This window comes from Bacillus cereus group sp. MG1, assembly GCF_040460035.1.
Lineage (GTDB): Bacteria > Bacillota > Bacilli > Bacillales > Bacillaceae_G > Bacillus_A > Bacillus_A cereus.
On record NZ_JARVGY010000004.1, the window covers coordinates 17,623 to 33,362 of the forward strand.

Here is a 15,740-nt window from a genome sequence, read left to right on the forward strand (position 1 = left end):
AAGTTCTAATTTTAATAGATTCTTAAAATCGGTATATAAAGGAGACGAAATGAAATGTTAGCAAAGATGAAAAGTTGGTTAAAAAATGAGGATTCACAGTTATCATCAGAAAACGGTATGTTAATCGCTCTGGCGGTAATTATCGTATTAGTCATTGGCCCATTTGTATGGAAGGCAATCCAAGGTGGCTATGATACGATCCTGGCAAGATTCACAAAAGCATCAAGCAATGCAGATATTGATTCTTGGAATAAAAAATAAATGTAAAAATAAACGAGGGGGCTACTCTAAAAGTGGTTCCCTTTTTTACACAGCATTTTTTATGAAATTAAGAGGGGAGTAAAGAAAATGGGTCTGTATATTGTGGGATTATTACTAAGTTACATGTTCCTAAATGTATTTACTGATTTGAAATATAGAAAAACAAAGAATATGTGGCATCTACTATTCTTAATAGTAGGGATAGGAATTACGTACCTTGCCGGAATAAGAACAGGGAAAGAGATTGCAATTGTACTAGTCATGGCCTTAGCGTGTGGTTTATTGCTAGAGACATTTAAATTCTCTTCACCTGGTGATACCAAGATGCTTGTGGTGGTAGCTTTATATATTAGCAATGTAGTAGAAGAATCGGCTATGCTTACTGCCATTACATTAACAGCTTTCCATTTGCTATTCTTTTGGATTGCTAGTGTGTATCGATTAATTAAAATTTTAGGGTTTGTGGGAGCGATTAAAGACCAATTGGAGCATGCTGCTTCTATATTTGGGGCAAAACTACCAAAGAAAGAAATACAGCTGATACAGAGCTTTCCTGGGGCTTGTTCTATTTTACTAGGGGCAATGGTGTATATTTCGTTCACTATCTATCAAAACGGAGGTATGTTAGCTTGAATAGTAGAATTATTCATCAAAGAGAAACATATATTTATTTCACGATATTCGTACTAGTAGGGGTGCTTATTGCAAATATGTTTATTCATATGGTGTTTGTATTAGCGTATCCGTTACTTATCGGATTAATTGTGCAGGTTATCTTGTTGCAGAAGATAAAGAAGCCATTTTATCGGAGCGGAAAAGAATTAACGGAACAATTAAAACTAAAAAATATATTTCTAGTAGAATCAAATATTTTAGGAGATGAAGAAGGAGCTGTTTATGAGGTGCATCAAATGCCTTTTGGATTCTCTAATGGATTAATTAATAAAGATAAGAGTTATAAAGTCATAAAACAAGAGTATGATAGAAAAGTCAAAGAGGATTTAACGAAAATTGCAAAATGGCAAGTTACAACAAAAGCTAGACTTGTTACGACAACACACTTTCGTTTATATACAATTTGGCAGAAAAATAGTACAGGTTATCAATTGAAAAAATTAGAGGATTGTGTTGATCCGTATGCAAAAATGAATCTCATACAATGGATGATTGCATCATTCTGTACGACTGGTCGTATCAAATATGATAAGAAACCAAAAGAGTGGGAAAGCTACGAATGGATTGCGTTAAAATAAAAAGACAAAAGTACATAACTTTTGTCTTTTTATTAATTTATACAGCTCAATGAACTATGCATTTTTTTTAGCTAGTTCTAAATATGCTTCATGTTTAGTTATTTCACTGATATCAAGTCCGAAATCAAAATCATCCTTTTTTGATTGGTAACCATAAGATACTAAACCGGAATCTTTATGATTCTCAGGGAAGTAAATTAGTACTTTTGCATTTTTATAGTCTTTTAAATGCAATAATTCGTACAGTTTTTCAATTAGATATTCGCTAATTAGGTTAATAGCACTTGTTCCGCCAACAATAGTATAAAGGTCATCATAAATGTGCAATGCATGATTTTTTCTATCAACGAATAGTAAAAAGTGATTGTAACCTACGTGGAAGTTTTCTATTACTAAATGGTATTGCTCCTCATGGCTAGTAGGAAATAAGAAAATATCAAATGAATCTTTAGTTACCAAAATAGCTGTTTCTTCATTTTTTGGGTCCTTTTTGAACATTTTAAACATGAAAATCCTCCTCTAAAGAACGTGTGTTTGTTCTGATTGTAACACGAATTGGATTTAGTTAATAGTAAATAAAGGAAGAATAAAAAATAAGGCCTTATTTTTTATATAGGCCTTATTAAATGACGAATGAGATATGACTCAATATCTCGTGTAGGGTAATTTTATTATACATAATTTTCGAAAAAAACTAAAATAAATAAGTTCATTTTTGTGATAAAACATAAAGTTATTGAAATTTAGATACGAATTGATTAATATAAATATATATTTAATGTTTAATTGATTCCGTTTATTCCCACACCTTATTGTGTTGTGGTTGAGTTGTAGAAGCAAGTTGCGTCTTGTTTCATTTTTGAAAGGGCTTCTTTGAGCCGATTAGTGTATATCTAGCTTATTTTGCTATGCACATTTTTAATCGACTTGAAGGAGCCCTTTTTGTGTTGTTTTCAAGTTAGGAATCACTTGTAAAAAGGTATTTAGATTTAGGTATACAAATAAAAAACACTGTGAGAAAAAACACAAGATTTGTGTTTTTTTTGCTTTGGAAGGGGATCATTATAATGAAATACGAACATGCAATTACACTAGATAAACCATTACTATCACTAGAGGAGATAATAAAAATCTTTCAGAGGAATGAAGTTACTCAACCAATTCGAGAGCGTAATTCTAGCATTTTCCGTGATACAGAAGACTATATTGCAGATAAAATGACAGCCTTACACATCAACTCTGATGAGTATTACAATACGATTTTTTTACCAATTTTACGCCATGATTGTGAAGAAGATTGTTATTTTCCATTTGAAAGGAAGTACTGTTTAGAGGTGTATGGCTATCCATGTACGTTAGAAGATATGTTTAAGGAGTGGGGTCTTTATATTATTAACAAGATGGATTGTACATTAGAAAAAGTTATGTCTGAGTATGTAGAGGTTACAAATCCTTTATTTGATCCGACTGTAGAAGAATTGGCCAGAATTATTAAATATAACAAAGAGCGAACTAAGGAGTGTAGTAGATTATTTAATATTCCTCTTGAGCCATTAAAGAAATTATTAAAGGAGTCCTCCCATACCGTTATTGAGATTATTCAAAACGTTGAAATGGAGGACATATCAAAACTTCCTACACACTTAGGTGTTCAATTTGCTTATAGAAGGGAAACGAAAGAACTTTACATGTATCATGGAGAAAAACATTTGCCGTGGCTTTATCGAGTATTACTTTTTCTTCATATTTTTGAGTTATCTATTCTACGTGTAAAGTAATCAATTGTTGTGAAGTAGAAAAATAATAAATATATAACCAGGGGGAAATTCAAATGAAAATGAGTTATGAAGTATCTATATTTTGTTCTGCACATCCAGATGATTTTATGCCAAATTTACGTGCATTACGAATGAGGGTTACAAAGGAAGGAGCATTTTGGGAACGAGATTGTTATCAGTTTTCCATTAAACCATCAAACTTGTCACAGCGAGCAGCCAAACAAGCAGGGGAAATCTATTTGTATCATGTTCATTTTAATGGATGTGTACGGGATTTCCTTTTTTTATTGGAAAGATGTTTTAGAGGGACGAGTTTTCGCTTTACTGCTATCCGTGGTTTTTTAGATGTAGAAGGTTATTCACTTAAAAAATGGAAACCGATTCTACGTAACCACCACATAAATTCTGCAGATGTAGATTGTATTTTCAAGAAAGATGATCTTGTAATGATTGTGCATCAGCATGGAGGTTTAGAGGTGGTTAAGCGTGCGGAAAAAGGCGAACAATTAAAAAAAGTAAACTTTCTGGAGGTAGATAGCTGGTTACAAGCACTAAATCCGACAAAAGAGGATCTTTTCTCTTTAACAGGTGTGAGTGTATCGTAATGAGTGATTTACATAACTATATGGAAGTCTACAGACAGAGGGAATGACAGAAATCCGTAGTGAAAAACGACTATGAATTTCTGTCTTTTTATTTTATAAAGGAGGATTTTAGCATGAATTTATTTGAACTGTTCGATTTAGAGGTAAGAGAAAACATAATAGTACAAGATGTGAGGACAGATAAACAAGTTCGCAATCAATACAGCTATGATGTTGGTGAGAAATTAGTAGGAGCTAAGAAAGAGCTAAGAGCCTTAAAAGAATCATTTTTAGTATCATTTTCTTTAGAAGTTTTAGCAGAAATTGAAAAAGAATCTCCAGTAGAAGCGCTCAATACATTGGATCGAAACGCATTAATTCCATTCTCTTTTGAACATGAAAAAGAAAATGATGTCCCGCCACGTGTTGCAAAATTAAAGCAACTGCTAGTGGGCAGGATTGATAAGAAGCCAATTGTAGATACACCGACTGCAAGGAAACTGTATGTGCAAGCATGTAGAAGAGTTTGGCATGATATACAGTTAATACATACCTCAGAACAATGGATAGATCTTGTTGGTTCTTACGGTAAGGAAATGCAAAACGGTTGGTATGCATTTAAAAAAGATAAGAATGTCACATACACATTTAAAAGAATGGTAGAAGAATATTTTGATGAATTTGTTGATGCAGATGGTATGGAGTTATTAATATTAGGAAAGAAATTCATATCACTTTGTACAAATTCAAAAAGTATTAATTCTACATACCTTCGTGTATCACATGAACTAACATGGAATGATTTACTTACGAAAAAGGTTACGACTCGTAAGAAATCCACAGCTGCTTGGAGTAGGAAACTGCCAGATACCCTCCAAAGAAAAGGACCAGAAATAGAATTTGCTACCAAACCTGAAGACGTAGTTACTATGTTTGGATTGAAGGGAATGCAATTTGGACATTATTGCACCGAACAATATGCAAAAGAACATATTGAGCATGTATCTGAGGCGTTACATGATGTAGCCCGTATATTGGGGATTCCACCTGAGTATATAGGGCTAGGAGGACGCTTAGGGCTGGCAATTGGTGCGAGAGGAAGCGGCAATACATTAGCACATTATGAACCTTCTACCAAAGTCATTAATTTAACTCGTGATAATGGAGTCGGGGCATTGTGTCATGAATGGGGACATGGTGCGACACGTTTCTCTATAAGTAGTTGAACTACGAAAAGAGAACATAAATCAGTATTTATTAAAGGTTTATGATAACTGTATTCTCGATAGATGAAATGAGAGCTGCCAACAAAAGCTTGAAGCGTCTACTCTGATACTCCTACATGCGATAAAGCGCCTATTGGCTTTATTGTATGAAGCTAGGTGAAGTCGCCTGAATAATACCCTAACATCTCCTTTACGAGTTGTGGAAAAACAAGTAGAGGTACTTGTCGTATTAGATAGGGCGGGAGGCTATAAAACGATTATGGTTAGTAATTCCATTAAGGATAGACGAACAACTGAATGTACCCATCTATACCCATAATGTCTAGAAATGGACTTCTTGCTAAGTTCGCAAGGTCACTTACCGATGAGTAAAAATCGTGATTATGAAAATCGGGAGCAATTATATGGTATTGCTAAAGTGACAGGTGGAGAGGTTGGACCTAAAATCGTATGCACAGCTAGAGGTTACGGAACGTGGAAAGTCACATACAGAAATGTTAATCGTTATAGGCGAGTGTTCTGTCACTACAGGGAAGCTAAATACTAGAAGAAATGTAGTTCAATGTGATGAGAGTAGGGGCATAGTACCGTTGAAACTATGGAAACATAGTGGAGGGATAGCCCTAAGTCAATACCAAAATAATTATTATAGTGAATATGTTTGGAATCGAGTAAGAGTAGATAGGTGAAATCCTATAAAGGAGAGTAACAAACAAACTAATGGCAAATCGTAGTATTCAACCACAATATTATAATTTTCAAGGGGAATTAGATGGTCTGTATGTAAAATCAAAAAATGGTGGGAACTTCAAAGATTTATATTCTTTCATTATTGATGAAAGAAATATAAAACTTGCCTTTGGTACTATTAAATCTAATCAAGGAAGTAAAACACCTGGTACTGACCAAATAACAATTAATGAATACAAAGGATTCTCAGATGATGAAATCATTCATCTAGTCCGTGAAAAACTAATTAACTTCAAGCCTGATAGCGTAAGAAGGGTTTTCATACCCAAAGCTGATGGAAAAAGTAGACCGTTAGGAATACCAACTATGCTTGACCGCATTATTCAACAGTGTTTCAAACAGATTCTTGAGCCGATTGTAGAAGCAAAATTTTATGAGCATAGCTATGGGTTTAGGCCTTTGAGATCGACTCACCATGCAATCGCTCGTACCAACTTTTTAATTAATATTAATAAGCTTCACTATTGTGTAGATATTGATATAAAGGGTTTCTTCGACAATATCAACCATAATAAGCTAATAAAACAACTATGGAATATTGGGGTAAGAGACAAGCAGGTTCTAGCAATTATTAAGAAAATGTTGAAATGTGAAATTGTGGGTGAAGGTAAAGCGGAAAAAGGAACGCCACAAGGTGGTATCCTCTCTCCTTTATTGGCCAATGTCGTACTTAACGACTTAGACCATTGGGTAGCTTCACAATGGCATAACTTCCCAACGAATACACACTATGAAGATAACAGACCAAGATATAGGGTACAGAAGAAAACGAAACTAAAACAAGGCTTTATTGTGCGATATGCAGATGATTTTAAAATCTTCACAAATAGCTACAATTCAGCTAAAAGATGGTTTCATGCGGTGAAAAACTACATTGAAAAGAATCTAAAGCTTGAAATCTCAGAATCTAAATCAAAAATTACTAACCTTCGTAAAAGGAAGTCGTTATTTCTAGGAATCGAATTTAAAGCAGTTGCTAAGAAGAAAAAATTTGTGGCACAAAGCTACATTCCTAAAGATTCAATGAAATCAATTCAAGCAAATATTAAGAAGAAAGTGAAGTCTATCCGCATTAATACGATTCCAGTAAAAGTATCTGAATTAAATGCTTATATTCGTGGTGTGCATGACTACTTTAAAGTTGCAACACAAGTAAACAAAGGTTTTCACAAAATCACCTATCACTCTAATAGGGTTATTTATAATAGGTTAAAAGGTAAGGTTTATTTCCATGCGGATAATGGAAGTAATAAAGGTTATAAGAAATCAGGCTACAAAACTTTTAATGTTGGTGGTATTCAAGCAATTCCCATCGGTAACGTGTCACATTCAAGTGCTATGAATTTTTCTCAAGCCCACACCATTTACTCAGAAGAAAGTCGGGTAAAGTACGGCCACAAAGAAAAAGCAGCACATATGAAAAAGGCATTTGCTTATCTTGAAAGGAATTTTGTTCCCAACCGTAGCATTGAGTTTAATGATAACCGTATTCGTCGCTTCGCTCAAACACAAGGAAGATGTGAAATCTCAGGTGTTGAGATGGCATTCTACCCCCAAATGGTACGTTGCCATCATGTGAAAAGGCGGGCTGATGGTGGCGATGATAATTACAGAAATCTCATTATTGTACATGAATTAGCACACAGATTGCTTCATGCTACAAAACCGAACCTTATCGAAAAACTAATGAAACAGCTTATGCTTAGTGATAAGCAGGTTGAGAAGGTAAATAAACTACGATCCAACATGAATCTATTTACTATTTAATAATACAAAAGTTATTGATGGAACGCCGTATGCGGTGAAAGTCGCACGTACGGTGTGAGGCGGGGGAAAAGTTGGAGATAACATCAAATTCTTACCTATCGTACCCGAAATGGGCAGTAGCTACCCTCTTGCTAATCGCAGGAGGATGCTACACATCACTGGATCATTTCTTATATGATTGTAGTCATGATTTTAAAAATGGTAGCCTTGCTTTCCTATCAAGTGGGAAGAGTATCGGAAATATTTTGCCTGCTATTATCAAAGATAGGATGCAAGCTGTGCTAGATGCTTGTAAACAAGGAAAAGTGGCCAGAGTAATTAATGTGGAAAATGCCCATGCTAGAAAGTGGTATTTCTATGGTAGCGTCATTAATAGTTATGATGTATATAAGGGGAATGTGTCAGGTATTCTAGAATCCTATCACTTAAGTTCGTACAGAAAGCTGGATACCTTATCAGGGGCAGCTAAGACGCGTATGGAACGTAAAGTTGAAAAAGAATTTGAGAAAACCGCACAAATGTTGGCTGCTTATCACTATAAAAAAACAGGCGAGAAACTTAATGAAATATCTTATCAAGCGAAAGGGTCTGTATACTTTGATACAGCCATTCAGTTAGATAAGAAGAGAACCAAAAAGTATTGGTCTACGAATCATGAGATGTTTGCTAGAGCATTTGAATCGTATGTAGAATCAGCTTTGCTAGATCAAGAACATAGAAACGATTATTTAGTTTGTGATACATATTCTTTTGTATATCCGTTAGGAGAACAAAGAGAATATCTGAATAGAAGTATAAAGAGTTTAATGGAAGTAGCTGTTCCATATATAATTAACAGTATACAAGGAGTGGGGAATAATGAATTATAACATTCAAAAAGGTCAATTTCGTTTAACGAGTGCTTATCCAAGAGGTAGCTGGTGGGAATTTTACCGTGTTACGTGTCCGATTTGTCATGATACAGGTAATTGCATGCTGCATGTTTCGCAAGAGAAGGTAGCATGTACACGTGTAGAAAGTAAATGGATTTACGGAAAAAACACGGGCAACCCAAGCTACATTCACTACATAAATGGAAAAGATAAGTATCGATTGCCTGAGGCGGATGAAGTTCAGATTCATGATAAGAAAAGCAATGAGGAATTAGATGTGTTTAATCGGAAATTAATGGATTTCATACCATTGCAGGAGCATCATCATACACATTTATTACGAGATAGAAAAATGAGCGAGGAACAAATACAAGTACGTCAATATCGATCTTTCTTAAAACAACAAATTGTGTTAGAGAAGGATAATACGTATACGACTGTTTGGGAACAGCATTTTAAACAGATGGGGAATAAAAACTGTTGGCAGGGGGTTCCGGGCTTTTATGAGATGAGGAAGGGTCAACTTTCTCTTCGTTTGATGTCAGGATCTCCTGGTATATTGATCCCTTTTCGAAACCAGTACAATCAAATTGTTGGATGGCAGGTTCGTGTGGATGAAGTGAAAAACTCCGTTCATGTGAAATCGGCACCCAATGGAGTTCAAGCGGAATTAATCGAACAGCCTAATGTTGTAAAGATAACTAAAAATGGTGATTGTATCTTTGAAGGCGAACTAGAAGTGAGCAAAAAGCTAGAGATACCATTTCAAGAGGGACAAATTGTTGTAAAGATACATAAAGGGCAAAAGTATCTGTGGCTCTCATCAGCAAACAAAAATCAGGGGACTGGTGCAGGTGGTAGTGAAAATCCACTTCCTGTACATGTAGCGGTACCGAGTTCTCATTTAAAACATTGGAATTCTGGTACATTGCATCAAACTAAATCAGTAATGATCACAGAAGGACCCATGAAAGCTGATTTGATTGCTGATTTGATTCCAAAGCGATTTAATAAAGCAGAACTTATTGAAGTAGGAACGACGGTTCTTGCGATTCCTGGTGTAAACGCTTGGCGAATTACTATGCCTGTATTAAAGGATATGGGTGTAGAAAATGTCTATTTAGCGTTTGATGCCGATTTAGTAGAGAATCAAAAAGTAAGGAAAGCTCTTATAGACTTTGCGACAGAGTTAAAGCGATTGGGCTATAACGTAATCATAGCTGCATGGAACCCAACGCAAGGTAAGGGGCTGGATGATACAATGCAAGCGGGATTTAAACCTGTATTTCAGAGATTGTGAAAGTTATAAAGTAGGTTGATATTTTCATAAATAGGTAGATTGAAAAAGATAGAGTTTTTAATTCTATCTTTTTCTTATATCCAATTAACTAAAAGAAGGGTAGAAGAGAATATGAATACATCTATGAAAAAAAAACTAGTGAATTTACGAGTTGATTTTGCTTTCAAGCGCTTGTTTGGAGTAGAAGGAAATGAAGATATATTAATAGGGTTTCTGAATGCGGTACTACAATCATCTATTGATGAAGAAATTACATCTTTGCACTTAGATGATCCGCATCTTCCAAGAGAGCAGAAGGGTGATAAATTATCTATTTTAGATTTGCGAGCTACTCTGAATAATGGTATAAAATTAAATATAGAGATTCAAGTTCGAGACAAAAAAGATATGATAGAGCGCTCTTTGTTCTATTGGTCAGGCATGTATTATTCCCAAATGACTCAAGGGATGAAGTACACGGAATTAAGACCAACCATTTGTATTAATATAGTAGATTTCATACTATTTCCAGAAGAGCAAGAGTTTCATAATGTTAATACAGTGATGAACAAAAAATCTAAGCGTATCATTACAGAAAATATGCAGTTGCATTTTCTTGAAATTCCAAAAGTAATTCAAGAATGGCAAGGAGAACGAATGAATCCATGGGAAGACTCTTTAGCGCGTTGGTTATTATTATTTCCTGCGCATGAGGATGAGAGATTAACAACAATCCTGGAGGCGATAGCAATGGAAAAAGATCCAGTTTTGAAAAAGGCAATAGAGGATTGGGAGCGTTTAAGTAGCGATAAGGATTTTTTACGCTTATATGAGGCTAGAGAAAAAGCAATAAAAGATAGAATATCAGAAATAGAAACGGCAGAAGAAAAAGCTGCGAAAAAGGCCGCAGAAATAGCTACCAAAAAAGCCACAGAAGAGACTAGAATTGCAACTAAGATAGAGATGATTCACAATTTAATTAATGTCGGTATACCTATTGAGAAAGTAGCGGAAGCCACTGAATTAAGTGTGGAAGAGGTTAATGAAATTTTAAAAAATAAAGAGTAAATATAAATAATATTAAATAGGTAATTGTGATTACAAACAATTACCTATTTTTTTATTATTTTTGATTGATGCCCATTTTGTGATTACAACTATATTTTTTCTTGCTTTAGGATTCCCTCTAATTCATAACGAAATTCATTAGTCTTCTTAACATCCTTTAAGATTGCCTCAAGATCCTCTTTTTTAACAAATTCTCTAATGGAATGGTTAAATAACATTAATCTACCGTATCTTTGTTCAATCTCTTTAAACCACGTTTCATTTTTCAATAACTTAAAGTTTTTACGAATCATTTTTTCTTTTTTTGAAGGAATGGACATAAGGATTCCCCCAAATATATCGCCAATTAAGTCACCCATGAATAAGCCTCCTTTTTCTACATTGTACCATTCAGAAAAAACGATGTGGGATCAAAAATTCAATACGCTATAATGAAATTAAGAGAATATATACGAGGGAAGAGGAAATAAATATGAAGGTAACCAGGGATATGCTACATGAAATGATAGACAAGGTAAATGAAAGTGAAATACATAAAATATACGATGTGTTGCAATCTATTTTAAATAGTAATGAAATTATAATTACCCCTAGAGAGGCAGCGTTAAGAAAAGCGAAAAAAATAAAAGTTGTTTCGTTAGATGCATTAGATTCATTTTTTGAAGAGAAAGAATAATTATATACTTAATATGTAATTTTTATATATTTAAGGACGTTAAGAGGTATGTTATTATGCAAAATAAAAAAGAAGGTTATTATGTACATGTGTATACACTTAGAGACAAAAGTACAAAATCTATAAAAATAGAACCATCGTGCTCATTGAATGAAGAAATGAAAGTTTTAGGTCTTACGGACAGTGATATTTTTCAAATTCAAATGGTATGGTACGATCCTAACAAAGAGCATAAAAAGTAATAAAGGTGTAAATAAGGGGTTGTATTTTTAAAATCGTATTGCTATAATATAAACGTAATAAGATTTTACAATAAAATATAAAATTAATCAGTTCGCATATAAGAGAAGACCTCAATATGCGCCATGTCCTTAGGGGACGTGTGCGTGTATTGGGGTCTTTTTGCGTTTTGCGAGCAAAAACATCCGGAGGTGCAGGAATTATGTTGAATTGGTTGTCTGCAAAACTTATGACAACATCAGTAGGAGATTTCTTACTGGCAAAAAGTAGCTTTACGAAAGGTCTTGGTGGTAGTGGCAGTGGTGCCAATGCTGAAACTGTCCAAAAAAGCATGAACACTTTAGTGAAAACTTTAATTGGTTTTGGGGGAATTTGGGTGGCAGCTTGCGTTGTATTCGCAGCTATTAAACTATCTGGTGCACAAGGAAAGAACCCTGAAAACCGTACACAAGCTATGATTGGTTTAGCTTGCGCGGCAATTGGAGGCTTTGTCATGATCAAAGCGTACGACATTGCTGCTTGGGTTACAACAATCTAATAAAAGAGTTTGTACAAGCTCTCCTCCATTTGGGGAGAGCTTCTCTTATACAAGGGAGGAAACAAAATGAGAAAAGTAACTGTTCCTGTTGATATGACTTCGGAACAAAAAACGCTGTTAGGTGTATTAAGTAAGCGCCAATTGATTTATTTATTAGGTGGCGGGGCGGCCCTTTATTTATATGTACCATTTTTATGGCAGTTGTTTGCACCTATTGATGCGGTAGTAGCGTTTTTTATTTGCCTAATTTTAGCACTACCAACGGTAGTAGGTGTAATAGCGTTTGGTTTTATTTATAAAGAAAAACAACACATGTATCTTGATAGATTTTTACTTATCAAAATGCGTAGCCGCTCCGAAAAAGGAAAGTGGAGAAAAGGGTACGAGCCAACTACATGGGCAAAGGAGAATTTATAAATGTTGGAAATGATATATTTTGCGGCGATAGCCATTGTAGGGTTTTTCTTTTATCGGAAAATGAATGGAAAACCGCTGTTTGGTTCTAAGAAAAAGGGGAAAAAGCAAGGTGGAGTAGAGAAACATACTGCTGAAAAATCTGGAAAGAAAAACAAAAAGAATACACCTGCTGAATCGGAAATTGATGAGGATAATGTTGATTTCTTTCGGGATTTTGTAGAAGACATTAAGGAAATTGATAATCACATGATTCGATATCATGATGACACATTTGTCCTAATTGCGGAAGCACATCCGGTTAACTATTACTTACTTTCCAATATGGAACAAGAAGCGATTGATATCAAAATTGAATCATGGTTAACCACATTAGAGTTTAATACGAAAGTATATATTCAAAGTAAGTTCGTAGATTTAACAGATCCTGTACGAAAAATGACAGAAACGATGAAAGGTGCGAAGGACCTTACACCAGAGACGGTTCTATATGGACAAGAAGTTATCGATAACTTAGAGTACTGGCAGCGTTCACAACCTCGATATGAACAAAAACGTTATTTAATTTATCCATATAAGGTTGATATTAGTACGATTACGGCTGATACAGAGGACGAATTAGAAGAAAAGATTGTAGATAAGGCATTTAACGAACTATATCGTCGTTATAATGCATCCCGAAATCTACTATCGAAAGCAAAAATTAATGTAGAAATGTTAACGAAAGATAAATTAATAGAACTTTTATACGTAGCATTTAACCGTCGGAAAGCCGTAAAAGCTCGTTTCCAGGATTTAATTGAAAACGAGAATTTCTCGCTCTATTCAACAGGGGAAACAAATGAAAGAAAACTAGAGTTAATGAAGAAAGTGCTAGCAGAAGAAAAAGCAGAAAAATCAAATAATGGGGTGGCGTAAATATGAAGTTATTCGGAAAAAAGAAAAAGGAAAAGAAAAAAGAAAAGAAAAAAGTAGAAGCCGAAGAGAAGGATGAATTGGAGCTAGAGGAGGAAGAGCTGGAAGAAGAAGTACCGACGCAATTAGACAATCAAACAACAGTGTTTGATGTTATTGCTCCAGAAGGTATGAAAATTGATGCAGAAGATTATGGAGTTATTAAACAATCTTTAGGAAGCAATACGTTCTTCCGTCCGTTTTATATTCCACGTGATGGGTACCCACGTATGATGCAAACCAATTGGCTCAACATGTTAACTTCGGCTGGAGAAGTGGATGTCATGATCGATATTCATAAAGAGCCAAAAGCTAAAGCAATGCGATCATTAGATATGCAGCTGACAATGTTACGTTCCAATCTTTCTTTCCAACGTACACGAGGAAACATTGACCAAGAAAAAGACTTAGATGCAAAAATTCAAGATACAAACAATTTAATGGATGAAATCCAGTTCAATGAAAACGACTCTTATATGGTGAGTACGATGGCTGTTGCGTATGCAGAATCAAAGAAAGAATTAGACGTTTTATGTGAATATCTTGAAGATGAAATGCAAGCATCTCACTTTAAGATAGCGAGTACTTGGAACCGTGTGAAAAGTGGTTTGAAAGCGGTTATGCCATTAGGTGCACCAAATACGCTGCAAGATACTTATCGAAATATCGATAGACGTGCTCTATGTACATTTGCACCCTTTGTATCAGGATCCGGAAGATTTAACGGTGGGATACCAATAGGAAAGAACAAAATTACTGGCCAAGTAGAATTTTTAAATTCATTCGGGAATGCAGATTATCGTCCACCAAACTATAACATTGGTGTGACAGGAATTTCAGGTTCCGGGAAAAGTTTACTTTTAAAAATGAAGCTAGCTCGTGAAACGTCACTTGCAGATACACATGCAATGATTATCGATCCAGAAGGTGAATTCGTAAAAATTACAAAACGTTTAGGTGGTATTAATTTAAACATTTCACCAGAAAGTAATATCATTATTAACCCTTGTGCAATCGCTGTAACAGAACTGCAAATTACAGATAAAGATGAAGAACTAGAAGCGCTGGAACAATACGATAAGAAAGAACTCGTAGAGCGTGATGGCGTGAAGTATGTAAGATTTGTACCGATTCTAGAGAAAATCAATGAAATACTCGGATTCTTTGACATTATTATACGCGGACAAGATTTTGATCAACCAGGATTAAATGTATTCCAACGTACAATGCTAGAAGATGCAATCCGTGAAGTGTTTGATAAACATGGTATTACTTCACATCCTTCTTCTTTATATACAGATGAAGTGAAGAAGGTGGATGGACAATTAATTCAGTCTCAAGTAAGAAAGCCAGAGCCAGAGTTAAAAGAAATCTACGATGTCATAGTAGAAAATCATGGAGATGATGTGAAGGCAGAAGAGTTAATCGCCGCGATTCGTCCGTTCTTACGTGATGGTTCAAAACCATTATTTGATGGACAAAGTCATTTTGGTCGTGGTGTAGAAACACAGTTAAATGAATCACGCGTTGTTAATTTCAACATTAGCCATTTAGAGGAAGGATTTTTAAAACCAATCGCTTTCCACGTTATCTTGAACTATATTTGGGAGCATTGGATTAAGAGTCCAGAACATGCTATCAAACGAAAAGTACTGTATGTGGATGAGATGTGGCAGTTTATCGATTATGAACAAACGGTTAACTTCTTAGAAAAAGTAGCACGTCGTTCACGTAAAAGAAATGCCGGTATGTGTTGGGCAAGTCAGGACTTTGTTCGTATCTTAGAAAATGTAAAAGCTCGTGGTATCTTGCAATCTACTTTCTCTTATTTCTTCTTAGAACAAAATAAGATTGATAAGAAAAAAATTCAAGAGAACTTTAACTTAACTGCTGGGGAGCTTGATATTATTCTCAACAATCCAGGAAAAGGAGAAGGGATTTTCCGTGTAGGAGATAGTTCGGTTTGGATTCAAACAGATCCATCAGATAAAGAAATGATGTTTATTGAATCGAATGAAGCGGTACTTCAAGAGCTTCTAAACAATATGAAGAAAGTACAAGGGTACGCAGGATAGTAGCG

At 34.9% G+C, this 15,740-nt stretch carries 17 protein-coding genes and 2 pseudogenes; 17 read left to right on the forward strand and 2 right to left on the reverse strand.

All coding sequences use genetic code 11. The features are described from left to right. Positions 1-54: 54 nt before the first annotated feature. The 3 genes from QCI79_RS31745 (at position 55) to QCI79_RS31755 (ending at position 1,514) form a co-directional block, all read left to right on the forward strand. A complete protein-coding gene (locus tag QCI79_RS31745; protein WP_000879959.1) occupies positions 55-261 on the forward strand; it encodes a hypothetical protein in 207 nt (68 codons plus the stop codon). An 87-nt stretch (positions 262-348) separates the two neighbouring features. Next, positions 349-894, forward strand: coding sequence for a hypothetical protein (locus tag QCI79_RS31750; RefSeq protein WP_000525025.1), 546 nt, complete (start codon positions 349-351; stop codon positions 892-894). Next, positions 891-1,514, forward strand: coding sequence for a hypothetical protein (locus QCI79_RS31755; protein ID WP_001088476.1), 624 nt, complete (start codon positions 891-893; stop codon positions 1,512-1,514). The genes QCI79_RS31750 and QCI79_RS31755 overlap by 4 nt, the downstream gene beginning before the upstream one ends. Before the next feature lie 54 nt (positions 1,515-1,568). Here QCI79_RS31755 and QCI79_RS31760 read toward each other — a convergent pair whose 3' ends face one another. Then, positions 1,569-2,021, reverse strand: coding sequence for a hypothetical protein (locus QCI79_RS31760; RefSeq protein ID WP_000475631.1), 453 nt, complete (start codon positions 2,019-2,021; stop codon positions 1,569-1,571). A 560-nt stretch (positions 2,022-2,581) separates the two neighbouring features. Here QCI79_RS31760 and QCI79_RS31765 point away from each other — a divergent pair. The 8 genes and pseudogenes from QCI79_RS31765 to QCI79_RS31800 all read left to right on the forward strand — a co-directional run bounded on the left by QCI79_RS31765 (position 2,582) and on the right by QCI79_RS31800 (position 10,838). Then, positions 2,582-3,292 carry a hypothetical protein gene (locus tag QCI79_RS31765; RefSeq protein ID WP_000873001.1) on the forward strand — a complete coding sequence of 237 codons (711 nt, stop codon included), beginning with the start codon at positions 2,582-2,584 and terminating at the stop codon, positions 3,290-3,292. A 53-nt stretch (positions 3,293-3,345) separates the two neighbouring features. Then, positions 3,346-3,897 (forward strand): hypothetical protein, encoded by a 552-nt coding sequence (locus QCI79_RS31770; protein WP_000784218.1) that lies wholly within the window; start codon positions 3,346-3,348, stop codon positions 3,895-3,897. 113 nt (positions 3,898-4,010) lie between these two features. Next, positions 4,011-5,087: pseudogene (locus QCI79_RS31775) on the forward strand (hypothetical protein); the annotation flags it as partial. Positions 5,088-5,466: 379 nt separating this feature from the next. Then, a complete protein-coding gene (locus QCI79_RS31780; protein ID WP_021727900.1) occupies positions 5,467-5,649 on the forward strand; it encodes a hypothetical protein in 183 nt (60 codons plus the stop codon). Positions 5,650-5,822: 173 nt separating this feature from the next. Beyond that, positions 5,823-7,619 (forward strand): group II intron reverse transcriptase/maturase, encoded by a 1,797-nt coding sequence (gene ltrA, locus QCI79_RS31785; protein ID WP_000013625.1) that lies wholly within the window; start codon positions 5,823-5,825, stop codon positions 7,617-7,619. A 155-nt stretch (positions 7,620-7,774) separates the two neighbouring features. Continuing rightward, a pseudogene (locus QCI79_RS31790) lies at positions 7,775-8,488 on the forward strand (LPD1 domain-containing protein); the annotation flags it as partial. Next, on the forward strand, positions 8,478-9,791 hold the full coding sequence (locus tag QCI79_RS31795; RefSeq protein WP_001108754.1) for a DUF3854 domain-containing protein: 1,314 nt from the start codon (positions 8,478-8,480) through the stop codon (positions 9,789-9,791). The pseudogene QCI79_RS31790 and the gene QCI79_RS31795, both read left to right, overlap by 11 nt. Before the next feature lie 111 nt (positions 9,792-9,902). Further along, positions 9,903-10,838, forward strand: coding sequence for an Rpn family recombination-promoting nuclease/putative transposase (locus QCI79_RS31800; RefSeq protein WP_001098031.1), 936 nt, complete (start codon positions 9,903-9,905; stop codon positions 10,836-10,838). Between the two features lie 89 nt (positions 10,839-10,927). Here the strand turns inward: QCI79_RS31800 and QCI79_RS31805 are convergent, their stop codons facing one another. After that, a complete protein-coding gene (locus tag QCI79_RS31805; RefSeq protein ID WP_000502626.1) occupies positions 10,928-11,197 on the reverse strand; it encodes a hypothetical protein in 270 nt (89 codons plus the stop codon). Positions 11,198-11,310: 113 nt separating this feature from the next. Here QCI79_RS31805 and QCI79_RS31810 point away from each other — a divergent pair, with 113 nt between their 5' ends. The 6 genes from QCI79_RS31810 to QCI79_RS31835 all read left to right on the forward strand — a co-directional run bounded on the left by QCI79_RS31810 (position 11,311) and on the right by QCI79_RS31835 (position 15,735). After that, the gene (locus QCI79_RS31810; protein WP_000869334.1) at positions 11,311-11,514 is read left to right on the forward strand and encodes a hypothetical protein; all 204 of its coding nucleotides are present in this window, start codon (positions 11,311-11,313) and stop codon (positions 11,512-11,514) included. Between the two features lie 56 nt (positions 11,515-11,570). After that, positions 11,571-11,756 carry a hypothetical protein gene (locus QCI79_RS31815; RefSeq protein WP_001180021.1) on the forward strand — a complete coding sequence of 62 codons (186 nt, stop codon included), beginning with the start codon at positions 11,571-11,573 and terminating at the stop codon, positions 11,754-11,756. 116 nt (positions 11,757-11,872) lie between these two features. Further along, positions 11,873-12,292: a hypothetical protein gene (locus tag QCI79_RS31820; protein ID WP_001216652.1), complete on the forward strand. Its 420-nt coding sequence runs from the start codon at positions 11,873-11,875 to the stop codon at positions 12,290-12,292. Between the two features lie 66 nt (positions 12,293-12,358). Then, the gene (locus QCI79_RS31825; RefSeq protein ID WP_001233517.1) at positions 12,359-12,709 is read left to right on the forward strand and encodes a PrgI family protein; all 351 of its coding nucleotides are present in this window, start codon (positions 12,359-12,361) and stop codon (positions 12,707-12,709) included. Next, positions 12,710-13,624 carry a hypothetical protein gene (locus QCI79_RS31830; RefSeq protein ID WP_000892000.1) on the forward strand — a complete coding sequence of 305 codons (915 nt, stop codon included), beginning with the start codon at positions 12,710-12,712 and terminating at the stop codon, positions 13,622-13,624. It begins immediately after the preceding gene. Positions 13,625-13,791: 167 nt separating this feature from the next. Further along, positions 13,792-15,735: a VirB4 family type IV secretion system protein gene (locus tag QCI79_RS31835; protein ID WP_372584303.1), complete on the forward strand. Its 1,944-nt coding sequence runs from the start codon at positions 13,792-13,794 to the stop codon at positions 15,733-15,735. The last annotated feature ends 5 nt before the right edge of the window (positions 15,736-15,740 follow it).

Coding starts and splice junctions, on each gene's coding strand:
- QCI79_RS31820 (WP_001216652.1), top strand. CDS start 11,873: ATGCGCCATGTCCTTAGGGGACGTGTGCGTGTATTGGGGTCTTTTTGC.
- QCI79_RS31745 (WP_000879959.1), top strand. CDS start 55: ATGTTAGCAAAGATGAAAAGTTGGTTAAAAAATGAGGATTCACAGTTA.
- QCI79_RS31810 (WP_000869334.1), top strand. CDS start 11,311: ATGAAGGTAACCAGGGATATGCTACATGAAATGATAGACAAGGTAAAT.
- QCI79_RS31825 (WP_001233517.1), top strand. CDS start 12,359: ATGAGAAAAGTAACTGTTCCTGTTGATATGACTTCGGAACAAAAAACG.
- QCI79_RS31780 (WP_021727900.1), top strand. CDS start 5,467: ATGAGTAAAAATCGTGATTATGAAAATCGGGAGCAATTATATGGTATT.
- QCI79_RS31760 (WP_000475631.1), bottom strand. CDS start 2,021: ATGTTTAAAATGTTCAAAAAGGACCCAAAAAATGAAGAAACAGCTATT.
- QCI79_RS31830 (WP_000892000.1), top strand. CDS start 12,710: ATGTTGGAAATGATATATTTTGCGGCGATAGCCATTGTAGGGTTTTTC.
- QCI79_RS31795 (WP_001108754.1), top strand. CDS start 8,478: ATGAATTATAACATTCAAAAAGGTCAATTTCGTTTAACGAGTGCTTAT.
- QCI79_RS31805 (WP_000502626.1), bottom strand. CDS start 11,197: ATGGGTGACTTAATTGGCGATATATTTGGGGGAATCCTTATGTCCATT.
- QCI79_RS31765 (WP_000873001.1), top strand. CDS start 2,582: ATGAAATACGAACATGCAATTACACTAGATAAACCATTACTATCACTA.
- QCI79_RS31750 (WP_000525025.1), top strand. CDS start 349: ATGGGTCTGTATATTGTGGGATTATTACTAAGTTACATGTTCCTAAAT.
- QCI79_RS31815 (WP_001180021.1), top strand. CDS start 11,571: ATGCAAAATAAAAAAGAAGGTTATTATGTACATGTGTATACACTTAGA.
- ltrA (WP_000013625.1), top strand. CDS start 5,823: ATGGCAAATCGTAGTATTCAACCACAATATTATAATTTTCAAGGGGAA.
- QCI79_RS31770 (WP_000784218.1), top strand. CDS start 3,346: ATGAAAATGAGTTATGAAGTATCTATATTTTGTTCTGCACATCCAGAT.
- QCI79_RS31800 (WP_001098031.1), top strand. CDS start 9,903: ATGAATACATCTATGAAAAAAAAACTAGTGAATTTACGAGTTGATTTT.
- QCI79_RS31835 (WP_372584303.1), top strand. CDS start 13,792: ATGAAAATTGATGCAGAAGATTATGGAGTTATTAAACAATCTTTAGGA.